Source organism: Atopobium sp., assembly GCF_034113385.1.
Taxonomy (GTDB): Bacteria; Actinomycetota; Coriobacteriia; order Coriobacteriales; family Atopobiaceae; genus Atopobium.
In genome coordinates, this window is record NZ_JAXEXL010000024.1 from 1 (window position 1) to 13,300 (window position 13,300).

12 protein-coding genes are annotated in these 13,300 nt (G+C 47.3%); all 12 read right to left on the reverse strand.

Annotated features, from left to right (window positions below):
- Positions 1-947 (reverse strand): oligopeptide/dipeptide ABC transporter ATP-binding protein (locus SPD80_RS06800; protein ID WP_320829073.1); only part of this gene is annotated, 947 nt, incomplete at its 3' end.
- Positions 947-2,035, reverse strand: coding sequence for an ABC transporter ATP-binding protein (locus tag SPD80_RS06805; protein ID WP_320829074.1), 1,089 nt, complete (start codon positions 2,033-2,035; stop codon positions 947-949). The genes SPD80_RS06805 and SPD80_RS06800, both read right to left, overlap by 1 nt.
- Position 2,036: 1 nt before the next feature.
- A complete protein-coding gene (locus SPD80_RS06810) occupies positions 2,037-2,972 on the reverse strand; it encodes an ABC transporter permease (RefSeq protein WP_320829076.1) in 936 nt (311 codons plus the stop codon).
- A 12-nt stretch (positions 2,973-2,984) separates the two neighbouring features.
- Positions 2,985-4,025: an ABC transporter permease gene (locus tag SPD80_RS06815; protein WP_320829077.1), complete on the reverse strand. Its 1,041-nt coding sequence runs from the start codon at positions 4,023-4,025 to the stop codon at positions 2,985-2,987.
- 181 nt (positions 4,026-4,206) lie between these two features.
- Positions 4,207-5,841 carry an ABC transporter substrate-binding protein gene (locus SPD80_RS06820; RefSeq protein WP_320829079.1) on the reverse strand — a complete coding sequence of 545 codons (1,635 nt, stop codon included), beginning with the start codon at positions 5,839-5,841 and terminating at the stop codon, positions 4,207-4,209.
- 244 nt (positions 5,842-6,085) lie between these two features.
- The gene (gene secG / locus SPD80_RS06825; protein ID WP_320605028.1) at positions 6,086-6,334 is read right to left on the reverse strand and encodes a preprotein translocase subunit SecG; all 249 of its coding nucleotides are present in this window, start codon (positions 6,332-6,334) and stop codon (positions 6,086-6,088) included.
- Positions 6,335-6,448: 114 nt separating this feature from the next.
- Positions 6,449-8,008 carry a 2,3-bisphosphoglycerate-independent phosphoglycerate mutase gene (gpmI, locus tag SPD80_RS06830; protein WP_320829080.1) on the reverse strand — a complete coding sequence of 520 codons (1,560 nt, stop codon included), beginning with the start codon at positions 8,006-8,008 and terminating at the stop codon, positions 6,449-6,451.
- A complete protein-coding gene (gene tpiA, locus SPD80_RS06835; protein WP_320829081.1) occupies positions 8,008-8,772 on the reverse strand; it encodes a triose-phosphate isomerase in 765 nt (254 codons plus the stop codon). Before tpiA ends, gpmI begins: the two co-directional genes overlap by 1 nt.
- The gene (locus SPD80_RS06840; protein WP_320829083.1) at positions 8,765-9,958 is read right to left on the reverse strand and encodes a phosphoglycerate kinase; all 1,194 of its coding nucleotides are present in this window, start codon (positions 9,956-9,958) and stop codon (positions 8,765-8,767) included. Before SPD80_RS06840 ends, tpiA begins: the two co-directional genes overlap by 8 nt.
- A 98-nt stretch (positions 9,959-10,056) precedes the next feature.
- Positions 10,057-11,082, reverse strand: a complete 1,026-nt coding sequence (gap, locus tag SPD80_RS06845; RefSeq protein WP_320605020.1) for a type I glyceraldehyde-3-phosphate dehydrogenase — start codon at positions 11,080-11,082, stop codon at positions 10,057-10,059.
- 192 nt (positions 11,083-11,274) lie between these two features.
- Complete coding sequence (gene whiA / locus SPD80_RS06850; RefSeq protein ID WP_320605018.1) at positions 11,275-12,237, reverse strand: DNA-binding protein WhiA; 963 nt, start codon at positions 12,235-12,237, stop codon at positions 11,275-11,277.
- Positions 12,215-13,294 carry a gluconeogenesis factor YvcK family protein gene (locus SPD80_RS06855; protein ID WP_320605016.1) on the reverse strand — a complete coding sequence of 360 codons (1,080 nt, stop codon included), beginning with the start codon at positions 13,292-13,294 and terminating at the stop codon, positions 12,215-12,217. The genes whiA and SPD80_RS06855 overlap by 23 nt, the downstream gene beginning before the upstream one ends.
- Between the last annotated feature and the right edge of the window lie 6 nt (positions 13,295-13,300).

The window sequence follows — 13,300 nt, forward strand, 5'->3', positions numbered from 1 at the left end:
GGCTCCTGCCCGCAAACATCCTGAGCAATGGGGCAACGCGTATGAAAACGACAACCCGCGGGTGGATCAATAGGCGAAGGCACGTCACCACGCAAAATAATACGCTCACGCGTGCGCTGAATATCTGGGTCAGGAATAGGCACTGCCGATAAAAGCGACTGCGTATAAGGATGCTGAGGAGCATCATACAGCGTCTTCCAGTCTGCAGTCTCCATCATATTGCCCAGATACATTACGGCTACACGGTCAGAAATATGCTGAACAACCGAGAGATCGTGAGCAATAAACAGGTATGCCGTACCGTACTCCTTTTGCAGGTCTGTAAGCAGGTTAAGTACCTGTGCCTGAATGGAAACGTCCAAAGCCGAGACAGGTTCGTCACAAATAATGAGCTTAGGCTTAAGTGCAAACGCACGAGCAATACCAACGCGCTGACGCTGACCACCAGAGAACTCATGCGGGTAACGATTGATGTGCTCAGGATTAAGGCCTACAACATCAAGCAAATTACGAACGTAGTCAATGCGCTCTTCCCTATGAGGCATGACATCATGAATGAGCAAAGGTTCAGAAATAATCTCACCAATGGTCATACGAGGATTCAGTGACGCATACGGATCTTGGAAAATGAACTGCATATTGCGGCGCATTTCTTTAAGGCCTGCCTTGTTAAGCTTGCCCACGTCCTTGCCATCAAACACAACCTTACCGCTGGTAGGATGGGTTAGACGCATGATGCAGCGCCCCGTCGTGGACTTACCGCAGCCAGACTCACCTACAAGGCCAAAGGTCTCTCCAGGCCAAATGTCAAAAGAAACATCATTAACTGCATGTACCCGCTTCTTATTCATGCGGCTTGCAAGAACGCCAGACTCTACAGGAAACTCCTTAGTAAGGTGCTCTACATGAAGAAGAGGCTCGCCGACATGCTTATCTACTATGGCCATTACTCTTCCCCTCCTTTATGAGCACTACGAGAAGTCTCGGGTGCGTTCTTTGCAACAAACTCAGCATCGCCAGCAAAATGGCAACGAGAATAATGACCTGTCTCAGTTACATGCAACTCAGGTTTCTTACTGCGACACAAATCCGTTGCATATGGGCAACGAGGAGAGAAGGCACAGCCTTCAGGCACATTAACCAATGAAGGAGGATTGCCGTGGATAGGCGTAAGCTCGCTCTTCTCGTCAACGGCAGGCTTAGGGATAGAGCGCACAAGACCCCAGGTGTAGGGATGCATGGCGTCATAGAAAATCTCATCTGCGGTGCCAAACTCCACAGGAGAACCAGCGTACATAACCATAATTTTATCGGCTACGTCTGCTACAACACCCAAATCATGCGTAATCATGATGATGGCGTTGCCGTTTTCTTCCTGCATGCGCTTCATGAGCTCAATAATCTGAGCCTGAATGGTTACGTCCAAAGCAGTTGTGGGCTCGTCTGCAATCAAAATATCTGGATCACAAGCCAACGCCATAGCAATCATGACGCGTTGGCGCATACCGCCAGAAAACTCATGCGGGTAGCTCTTAATACGCTCGCGAGCGTTAGGAATACCAACAAGCTCCAAAAGCTCAATAGCACGCTCATTTGCCTGCTGCTTGGTATAGCCGCGATGCAAACGAAGGCCCTCGCCCAACTGACGACCAATGGTGTAAACAGGATTAAGCGACGTCATGGGATCCTGGAAAATCATTGCAATGTCATTACCACGAATATGCTCCATCTCGTGCTCTGACATGGCAAGCAGCGACTTACCGCGATAGCGAACGTCGCCGCCTTCAATCTTTCCTGGAGGCATATCGATAAGACCCATGATGGTGAGGCTCGTGACTGATTTACCAGAACCAGACTCGCCAACTACGCCTAACGTTTCTCCACGATTAAGCGTATAACTTACGCCATTAACAGCCTTTACCACGCCATCTTGCGTGTGAAAATACATCTTCAGGTCATCTACCTCAAGAAGGTGTTGACCCTCAGGTACAGGCTGAGTTTTAAGATCAACCCAGTTGTCATTTCTTTTTGCCATCTTATGCATCCTTCATCTTTACATCAAGTGCATCGCGCAGGCCATCACCAAGCAAGGTGAAGGACAAAACGGTAGTAAGAATTGCGATACCAGGCATAACCATAAGCCAAGGCTGTGTTGCCAGATAAACCTGACCATCCTGAATCATAATGCCCCAAGAAGGATCTGGTGGAACAACACCCATACCTAAGAAGGACAAAGCAGCCTCAGTAAGGATAGCGCCACCAATATTCATGGTTGCATATACAACAATAGTTGCTACCGAGTTAGGAAAAATGTGGCGGGCAACAATACGGAAGTCAGAAGCGCCCATAGCACGAGCAGCATCCACGTAATCATTTTCCTTAACCGTAAGAATTGCCGAGCGGAATACACGAGCAATAGAAGGCCAGCCCAAGACACCAATGGCAACAAAAACATTTTGAATGCCAGGGCCAATAACGGCAAGCAAGGCAATAACAAACAAGATATAGGGGAACGCGAGAAATACGTCAGCTAGACGCATGATAATCGTATCCCAGATACCACCATAATAGGCTGCCATTGCGCCCATAAACAGGCCAATAATGGTTGAGATAGCGGTTGCCAAAAGACCAACAGAAAGTGAGATACGAGCACCATAAATTACGCGGCTCAGAACATCACGACCTAATGTATCGGTACCAAAGGGATGTTCCAAAGAAGGTGCAAGCCTAGACATTGCAGCCATGTTGGAAGAATCAGAAAACGTAGGACTGCCAAGTACCTGAGGCACCCAAAGGTCTGCGCTCAAGGTAAGAAGAACCATGAACGTAATCCAAATAAGACCACCCATTGCCAGTTTATTTCTGCGTAGACGCCTCCATGCATCGCCCCACAGTGTACGAGCAGGCGCTACTGCGGTAGCAGGTGCAGCATTGGTAGCTGTTGAAGTTGTTTGGTTTTTTTCTTCTGCCATGTAAAACACCTCCTACCCTTGGTCCTTAGGTGCGCCATACCTAATACGTGGATCAAGGAAGGCGTAACTCACATCTACAAGTAAGTTAATAACCATAACTAAAACAACGATGACTGTTACTGAGCCCAAAACAATTGGCCAGTCACGCTGTGTAATAGCACGGTAGGTTTCGAAACCTACACCAGGCCAGTTAAATACCGTCTCGGTAAGAATAGCACCAGCCATCATGCCACCAAAATCCATACCAATGTAGGTAATAACAGGAATCAAAGCGTTTTTAAGTGCGTGGTGCAAAATAACACTACGACGAGAAAGTCCCTTAGCACGAGCGGTACGAATATAGTCTTGATTCATAACCTCAAGCAGCTGGGAACGCATGATACGCGCCGTATATGCGGTAGATACTGCCGCCAACGTAAGAGCAGGAAGGATGTAGTAAACCCAACCTTGGAACTCTGCATTGGGACCACCTGCACCAGAAACGGGCAGATAGATAGCACCGCCTGTTAGATTTTTAAGGGCAACACCAAAAATAAGCTGGAGTAACATACCAAACCAAAACGCAGGCATGGCAACCAAAATAGAAGTAACCAGTGTTACTAAAATATCCCAGAATGAATATTTCTTAATTGCAGAAATCATTCCGGCGCCAATTCCAATTGCTGCCTCCAGCAAAATAGCTGCAATGGATAGACGGATGGTATAGGGATACTTGGCAAACAAAATACTTGTTACTGTCTGACCACTACGCTGGTATGAAGTGCCAAGATTTCCATGAAGCAAATTATTAAGATAGGTCACATAACGCTTCCACATGGGTGTAGGAATAGCATTACCGGACTCATCTTTAAGAGCCTGTCCATTTGCATCAGTTTCAACCAAACCATACGAGATACGTAGGTTTAATTCGGTGACAGGATCAAGCTTTTTCTCTCCAGCCATAAGCTTGATTGGGTCACCAGGAACGATATTCTCCACCGCAAATAAAATCAGCGTCACACCAAGAAAAACTGGTATGAACTGGAGAACACGTTTAAGAATGTACTTCCCCATACCTGGAATCCTTTTTATCTCTGTTGGGACACATACGAATACAAACCAAATAAGTATAGACGCTTATCTATGCAAAATTATAGACACATTTATGAGAAAACGTCATATAAGCGAAAGCGGGCAGGATACCTCGTATTTGGTATCCTGCCTACACACTAAAACTAGTCTTACAGGTTACTCGCTATGCCTGCATTTCTGCCTGTGCAAAGTTGCCCTTTTGAGTAGGACCAAAGTAGAATTTTGCGAGCTTCGAAGAACCAACGTGGTTGTTGGAATAGAACATGATAGGAACGATAACAGCAAGATCACCAATCTTCTTGTTAATCTCACGATACGCCTGACGACGCTTTGTCTCGTCTGTTTCCTTACGTGCAGCAAGGATAGCGGCGTCAATCTCGGGATCCTTAAACTTAGAATAGTTATTCTCTGCTGTAGAGAAGAAGTTAGGATAAATGAAGTTATCCATGGTTGGATAGTCAGCATTCCAACCAAGACGACCGGTCTGCAGCTCGCCACTGGTCATCTTGTTAAGATAGGTTGCCCACTCCATACCAGATTGATCTACTACAAAGCCAATCTTCTCAAGATCGCCCTGGATAATGGTCATGATGTCCTCATGGCCGCCACCCGTGTTGTAAGAAAGGGTAACCTTGGTGCCTGCAAGATTGTTATCATCCACAATCTTCTTGGCGGCATCAAAATCGTACTTAGCATATGCCCACTTGTTTGCTGAGTCATCATCAATCAAAGAGGGGAACAAACCATCAGCAGGAACACGAGAGCCCTCATACAGAGTATCTACAATGTTCTGACGGTTGATTGCCAAAGAGATAGCACGACGTACGTTTACGTCTGCCATGGTCTTATCCTCAAGGTTCATCATCAAGTAATAAAGTGATGCATTAACACCAGTTACAACCTGCTTACCAGAGGTAACGCTATAGCCGTCATCAGACTTACCATACTGGCCCTCGGTCTCCTTAATACGACCAGCAGGAACCTGGCAGAAGTCCATGTTGCCAGCAGTAAACTCGGTAAATGCAGTCTTGGGATCCTTCTGAATAGAGAAGTTAACGCCATCAAGCTTGGCCTTCTCACCATAGTAGTCATCAAAACGCTTAACATTAATGTACTGGCCAGACTCCCACTTACCATCCATCTTGAAGGGGCCATTGCCAATAGGAGCAAGCAAGAAGGCAGCGGGATCGTCCAATGCTGCCTGAGGTACAGGAGCAAGACCTGGGTGGGTGGTAATGTAAGGGAAGTCAGCAGTTGCATATGAAAGCTTAACTACCAGTGTGTTCTCATCGGGGCAGGTTACACCAGTAAGCTCAGTTGCGGTACCAGCCTTCATCTCTGCTGCACCAACAACAGGATCAAGGTGATAAGCAATCTCTGAAGGAGTTGTCATCTTAGGATTCAAGATGCGCTCCCAGCCACGCTTAAAGGATTGTGCATCTACCTTATCGCCATTGTGGAACTTAGCACCCTTTACCAAGTGGAAAGTAAACTCAGTTGCGTCATCATTTACTTCCCAAGACTCTGCAGCCTTGCCTACAAGCTCTTTCTTTGTCCAGTCGAACACAGTAAGGGAATCAAAAAGGGTCATTCCAACCTGAGTGCCCTCGGACTCCTGAAGATTATAAGGGTCGATTGCAACAGGCTCGTTAATGTAGAACTTCATGGTTCCACCAGACTTGCCAGATGCATTGCCGCCGCCTGGGGTGTTTTTGCATGCTGCAAGCGCTGCAAGAGCGCTGGCTGCAAGGCCGCCCTTAACGAAGGTACGACGACCAATCATGAGGTTGTCAGCCATGTGTCCTCCTTATATCCCAATATAAGCGGGGCAACCAGTTTGCCCTCAGGAACATATATTGGGTGCATTTAATACTTGCCTATACTATAGAGAATCTAATTATGTTTAGAAAGTATTTGGATTGCCTTGTATCCAAATATTAACAAACCGCCCTCAAAAGAGAGCGGTTATAGCACAATCTATGAAATTACGTGCACAACTCATGCAGTTTGCCTGAGTTGCATGAGTGCAGAGCACTATGAACTTAAAACGTCCCTTGAGGGAAAGTAATAACAAAAATGATGATAGTTACTACAAACACAACAGATGCAATAACTGTCAAACGATCCAAGTTCTTTTCCCACACGCCTGAAGCAGCAGAAGAATTATAAAGAGAACTTGCAATCATATCGGAAACGCCTGTTCCCTTACCAGAGTGCATGAGCACCAAAATAACTACTGCAAGAGCGGAAATTGCCCAGATTACCAGCAAAACGATGTTTAATGGACTCACGACGTGTTCTCCTCAAATACCAGTTTCAGTAAAAAGCCGGCACTGCGTGAGCGGCACCGACTTTATAAGTTTCCCTCAACAAGTGAGTAGCATAGCACATGAACTGTGGAAAGACTACCCCTCCACAAGCACTCTACCTGTCATTTCTGCAGGGCGCTCTACACCCATCATTGCCAAAATGGTTGGAGCAAGGTCACAAAGACGACCATCCTCAATATTGGCAAGTTTAGGCTGCTGATCATCTACCACAATCAAAGGAACACGATTTGTAGTATGAGAAGTAAAAGGCTTCTTCTCACCATCTACCACGTCATACATATGATCTGCATTACCGTGGTCTGCAGTAATAAGAGCAAAGCCACCCTTAGCCAAAATAGCAGGAACAATATGAGACAAACCATGGTCCACTGCCTCGGTTGCCTTCGTAGCTGCTTCAACAACACCCGTGTGACCAACCATATCGCAGTTAGCATAGTTAACTACATAGAAGTCTGCCGCATCGTTGTTAATTGCCTCGGTAAGTTTTGCAGTAACCTCAGGCTCACTCATTTCAGGCTGCATATCATAGGTGGCAACCTTAGGAGATGGAATGAGTACGCGCGTCTCCCCTTCTTTTGGCTCTTCAACGCCGCCGTTAAAGAAGAATGTTACATGAGCGTACTTTTCAGTTTCTGCCGTGTGAAACTGCTTGAGGCCCTTCTCGGCAAGTACGTCCGCAAGGACGTGAGCGGGAACCGTCTTTGCATAGGCTACCTGGACATTCAAGGTTGGGTCATACTCAGTCATGGTTACAAAACCAGCTAGATGAGGTACCTTCTTGCGCTCAAAGCCTACAAAATCAGGGTCTGTGATGGCGCGCGTAATCTCTCGTGCGCGGTCAGGACGGAAGTTAAAGAATATAACAGCATCACCGTCTGCTAAACCAGTGGTATCCAGCACAAAAGGCTCTACAAACTCATCGCCACGAGGGTCCTTTTCGTAATACGCCTTAAGACCGCCCTCTGCTGTAGTTGCAGTAACGCCCTCGCCCATAACGATTGCGTTATATGCAAGCTCTTCGCGTTCCCAACGATTGTCTCGGTCCATGCCATAATAGCGGCCAGAAACCGTAGCAATAGCAATGTCGTTGCCATACTGAGCAGCAATCTTGTCAATATAGGCTTGAAAATCAACCATGAAGCCTGCACCAGATTGAGGATCAACGTCACGACCATCCGTAAAGGCGTCGATACGAATACGCTGCACACCACGCTCAGAAGCCATAGCGATAAGTGCTTCTGCATGTGCCATATCAGAATGGACACCGCCGTTGGAAATAAGGCCCATAATGTGCAAGGTAGAACCCCGAGCAATAACGGCATCCATTGCCCCAACAAGTGCGGGATTTTCTTTGATGGAACCATCCTTAATAGCATTGTTAATTAAGGACAAAGACTGATAGATAATGCGACCAGCACCAATATTAAGGTGACCAACCTCAGAGTTACCCATCTGTCCATCAGGCAGACCTACATCCTCACCCGATGCACCCAAGGTGGTACTAGGATAGCGAGCCATCAGGCTATCCCAGTAAGGGCGCTTTGCCAGAGATACTGAGTTATCAGGGCCGGCTGGAGCAAGTCCACAGCCGTCCATAATAACGAGCATTGCTGGCCTACGTACTTGACAACTCATTACATAACCGCCTTAACCATTGCGGCAAAGGAATCTGCCTTCAAAGAAGCACCGCCAACCAAGGCGCCGTCTACGTCGTCCTTCTCGAGGAACCCAGCGACGTTCTCGGGCTTAGCGGAGCCACCATACAGAATGCGAATGCCATCTGCGATTTCCTGCCCAAAAATGTCGACAAGAGCTGCACGAATTGCACCGCATACCTCTTGAGCATCATCAGCAGTAGCAGTCTTACCAGTACCAATAGCCCAAATAGGCTCGTACGCAATAACGTACTTGGAAGGATCGGTAATAGTAAGATCCTTGGTATCCTTCTTGATTTGATCTACTACAAACTCTACGTGTTTGCCAGCCTCACGAACCTCAAGAGACTCGCCACAGCAACTGATGGGAACAATGTTATGCTCCATCAAAGCCTGAGCCTTTTTATTGATGTCCTCATCAGTCTCGCCAAAATATTCACGACGCTCAGAATGGCCAATGATGCAGTAACCTACACCAAGAGCAGTAAGCATCTGAGGGGCAGTCTCGCCGGTGTAAGCACCAGACTCCTCCCAATACACGTTTTGCGCACCAAGACCAAAGGGAGCATTTTGCTGGTCAATAACTGTTGCAACACCCTTAAGATCTACGGCTGGAGGACAAACTACAACATCTACCTCCCCGGTGCCATTTTTTAATTCTTCAGCAAGTTCAGATGCAAGCACCACACCTTCGGTGTATGTCTTGTTCATCTTCCAATTGCCAGCAATCATACGATTACGCATTAAGAAGCGCCTCCACTCCAGGAAGAGCCTTGCCTTCGACGAGCTCCATGGAAGCACCGCCACCAGTGGAAATCCAGCTCATCTTATCTGCAAGGTTAAACTTATTAATAGCAGCTACAGAATCACCGCCGCCAATAATAGATGTGCAATCAGCATCTGCAATTGCACGAGCGACAGCCTCAGTACCACCTGCAAACTGATCAAACTCAAATACGCCCATGGGACCATTCCAAAATACGGTCTTGGCACCCTTTACTGCATCTGTATACAGAGCAATGGTCTTAGGACCAATGTCCATGCCCATGCGATCCTCAGGGATAGCGTCAGAAGAGACGACCTCACCTACCGCGTCCTCACCAAAATGGTCAGTCACAACGTTGTCAATGGGAAGCAAAATCTTACAACCCTTTTCTTGGGCCTTGGCAAGCATCTTGGCAGCAGGCTCAACCCAGTCAAGCTCCTTCAAAGAGGTACCAACAGTCTTATAACCCTTAGCCAAGAAGAAGGTATATGCCATACCACCACCAATAATGAGGGTATCAGCCGAATCAATAAGGTGGTCAAGAACACCAATTTTGCTAGAAACCTTAGAACCACCAACAATAGCTACAAAGGGACGCTCAGGCTCTGCAAAAATAGACGTCAGCGTGTCTACTTCCTTCTCTAGCAAAAGACCTGCAACTGCAGGGATAAACTGAGCGGGTCCAACTACAGAACCCTGAGCACGGTGAGCAGTACCAAATGCATCAAGAACAAAGATGTCACCGTAAGAGGCAAGCTTCTGGGCAACCTCAGGATCATTCTTCTTTTCTGCCTTAAGGAAACGAACGTTTTCCAAAACTAAGATATCGCCAGGCTGTACCTCTGCTACAGCAGCAGCGGCCTTATCGCCATAGGTATCATCACAGAACTTTACGTCATAGCCAGTAAGCTCGGCGAGTTTATCGGCAGCAGGCTTCAAAGAGAGCTCAGGCTCAAAGCCAGTACCTGCAGGACGACCAAGATGGCTCATCAAGACAATACCCGCACCATGCTCTTTGAGGTAGCTGATAGTGGGAATAGCTGCACGAACACGGGTATCATCAGTGACAACGCCATCCTTTAAAGGTACGTTAAAATCTACGCGCATCAAAACGCGCTTGCCGTCTACATCAATATCGCGGACGGTCTTTTTTGTGAAGGCCATGCTTCCTCCTTAATGGAACAAAAGAGAAACGCGGTCGCGGCTAAGAAAGCTGCAACCGCGTTTGCCTGAATTACCTAGTAGTAAGAACTGTCATGCACTTAGGCAACGAACTTCTCGAAATACTTGATGGTACGGACCATCTGAGAGGTGTAGGAGTTCTCGTTATCATACCAAGAGGTAACCTGTACGAGACTCTGACCGTTACCCAAATCCTGAACCATGGTCTGGGTAGCATCAAAGATGGAACCGTGAGTCTCACCAATGATGTCACGAGATACGATGTCATCCTCGGTGTAACCAAAGGTCTCGGGGATGGTCTCTGCGTAAGCCTTCATAGCTGCATTGACCTCCTCTACGGTAACCTTCTTGTCTACAACTGCGTAGAGGTTAGTAAGAGAACCAGTGGGCGTAGGAACGCGCTGAGCAGCACCAATAAGCTTGCCATTGAGCTCAGGAAGAACCAGGCCAATAGCCTTAGCAGCACCGGTAGAGTTAGGAACGATATTCTCTGCTGCAGCACGGGAGCGACGGAAGTTACCCTTGCGCTGAGGACCATCAAGCGTCATCTGGTCGCCCGTGTAAGCGTGAATGGTGGTCATAATGCCAGATACGATAGGTGCAAAGTCATTCAAACCCTTTGCCATAGGAGCAAGGCAGTTGGTGGTGCAAGAAGCTGCAGAGATGATGTTGTCATCTGCAGTAAGCTGCTCATGGTTAACGTTAAATACAACAGTAGGAAGATCGTTGCCTGCAGGAGCAGAAATAACAACCTTCTTGGCACCAGCATTAATATGAGCCTGTGCCTTATCCTTAGAGGTATAAAAACCAGTGCATTCGAGAACTACGTCTACGCCAAGCTCACCCCAAGGAAGGTTGTTAGCGTCAGCCTCCTTGTAAATGGTGATTTCCTTGCCATCTACTACGATGGAATTCTCGGTTGCCTCAATCTTATGATCGCGGGAGTAATTGCCCTGAGTAGAGTCATACTTAAGAAGGTATGCAAGCATCTCGGGGGACGTGAGGTCGTTAATTGCAACAATCTCAGAACCTTCGTGACCAAACATCTGGCGGAAAGCCAAACGACCAATACGACCAAAACCGTTAATAGCAACCTTAACTGCCATGCTTTCTCCTTTCGAGGGACCTCGGCACGCTCCACTTGCGGCCGACTGGTCTCAACAATGGGCTGTCCTAATAGTACCCTTATTGAACGAGCGCTTGCTCCAAAACGCATAATTTATGCAAAAATATGCTATCTACCTGCAAGTTGACTACCAAATTATGGTCATATTTTGCACAAGTTTTACGAAAAAGCCTTAGTGTTTTGCGGCCTCACTCATCGCATGCTCTGCCTTAAGCTGGCGCTCAATCTCTTGCAAGCGCAACAAACGATGATACAAGGCAGACTTAGACAGTGCGGGCGTACATTGCTGTCCTAAATCACGTAACGATAGCTCGGGAAAATCACGACGCAGCTCGCAAAACATGCGAAGTGATGCCGGTAAATTTTGAATGCCTCGGGTTTTATCGATAAAATCGATAAGGTCCAACTGTGACGCTGCTGCATCCGTAGAACGTGCCTGATTGGCAATCTCTGCATTAACACGACGGTTGACATCATTCTTAAGGGACTTCATTTGGCGTACTTTAATGAGCGTACGGCTCATACGACGTGCTCCCAGCATAAGCAATAATGCCACAATATCATCGTAGCTTTTAAGATACAGCGCAAAGGCACCACGTCGGTGATTAAGCCGAGCATGCACTCCCCGTTTGTTTACGAGCTCCACCAGCTGATTTGCAAACTGATCACCTGTAACAGCAATCTCTAAATGAAAATCCCCACGTGGATCTGCAATAAAGCCTCCCGCTAAAAACGTGCCACGAATAAACGCATCACAGCAGGTAGTATTACATAACAAATCTTGATTAATCCCTTGTGCAAGACTGCCTTCTGGGGTAAGAATACCCATTTTAACCAGCGCATCCTGTAAGTTATCCTGCTCTGGAATCTCTATAAGGTAGTTGCGCGTTTTATGCAAAATAGACTGCCGAAAGGTAAGCTTCGTCTTAAGATTGAACACATCATGCGTCAGACCCAAAACCATGCGTGCTACAGCGCCCGTCTCGGTAGATACACGAATAGAAAATCTGCCAGGTCCTCTAAAAGACAAGGTGCCGCAAATGCGAATAAGAGCAGCTAGCTCCGCCATATCAGCCGCAGTTGACTTGCGTTTGACGCGAGAAAGCTCATCTTTAACTTCTGCCGTAAACGACATGTGTCACCTCTTCTAAAGGCACGGGGCACACGCCACGCAGAGCATCTGCCAGCTTATTTGGGTCATGCACCGAGGGCATATCAGGCACGTCAAAATCACGAACAACAACCGTAGGCACCTGTGATTCTATGCGCTTTACCATAGCTGCATCCACACGAACAGGCTTGTGCTCCACATGAGAAGCCGCGTCGTGCACCAAACTTTGTTGCGTTTCTTGTGCCGAGAAACCCGATGAGTACGCAGTAATTTGTTCTTGTGTAAGCGCTCTAAAGCTTATGGTAGCTGCACCTACCTGCTCTTTCGTTTTATGCAGAAGCACCGCATCTATACAACCAGCCAAGCCATGGTTAACCAAGGCTTGTAGGTACTCATCCGCAGCTAAACCCCACGACTCATACTGCTCATCTACCTTAGGACATACAAACACACGCCGTGCAGTTGTAGTACGCAACGCCTCCAAAATGCCTGGTACAAGGAGGTTTGGAATAATGGAGGTAAACAGCGAGCCTGGACCAAATACAATAAAATCCGCCTGCATAATAGCGGCAATTGCTTCAAAACATGCCACGGGAGCTGCAGGTTCCAGCCATACATAATCCAAGGTACACGGTCCATGACCAATTAGATCTTCTCCACGAATAACACGTCCGTCACGTGTTTTACCGCGCAACAGTACGTTATCCAGGGTAGAAGGCACTACCTTACCCACGCAGCTAAGCATCTGCTCACATACATGAATAGCATCCATAAAAGAGTGTGACTCATCCGCTAAACTTGCTAACAACAAATTACCCAACGCGTGATTGGACGCAAAGGGTAAGCGTCTTTGGAAAGAACGTGCCAAAGCACTCGTAGGGTCTTGGGCCAGAGCAACTAAGCAATTACGTACATCACCTGGAGGAATAGACCCCATCTGCTGGCGAAGCAGTCCCGTAGAACCACCGTCATCTGCCATGGCAACAACAGCAGTAAGTTCACAGGTAAAATGCCTCAGCGCACGAATGAGCTGAGTTTGGCCACTACCTCCACCAATACTTACTACACGTGGTGTATGCACAATACT

Bases quoted from the DNA above. Each gene is read 5' to 3' on its own strand.
- gap (WP_320605020.1), bottom strand. From the start codon at position 11,082: ATGGCAGTTAAGGTTGCTATTAACGGTTTTGGTCGTATTGGTCGTTTG.
- SPD80_RS06820 (WP_320829079.1), bottom strand. From the start codon at position 5,841: ATGGCTGACAACCTCATGATTGGTCGTCGTACCTTCGTTAAGGGCGGC.
- whiA (WP_320605018.1), bottom strand. From the start codon at position 12,237: ATGTCGTTTACGGCAGAAGTTAAAGATGAGCTTTCTCGCGTCAAACGC.
- SPD80_RS06810 (WP_320829076.1), bottom strand. From the start codon at position 2,972: ATGGCAGAAGAAAAAAACCAAACAACTTCAACAGCTACCAATGCTGCA.
- gpmI (WP_320829080.1), bottom strand. From the start codon at position 8,008: ATGAGTTGTCAAGTACGTAGGCCAGCAATGCTCGTTATTATGGACGGC.
- SPD80_RS06840 (WP_320829083.1), bottom strand. From the start codon at position 9,958: ATGGCCTTCACAAAAAAGACCGTCCGCGATATTGATGTAGACGGCAAG.
- SPD80_RS06815 (WP_320829077.1), bottom strand. From the start codon at position 4,025: ATGGGGAAGTACATTCTTAAACGTGTTCTCCAGTTCATACCAGTTTTT.
- tpiA (WP_320829081.1), bottom strand. From the start codon at position 8,772: ATGCGTAATCGTATGATTGCTGGCAATTGGAAGATGAACAAGACATAC.
- SPD80_RS06805 (WP_320829074.1), bottom strand. From the start codon at position 2,035: ATGGCAAAAAGAAATGACAACTGGGTTGATCTTAAAACTCAGCCTGTA.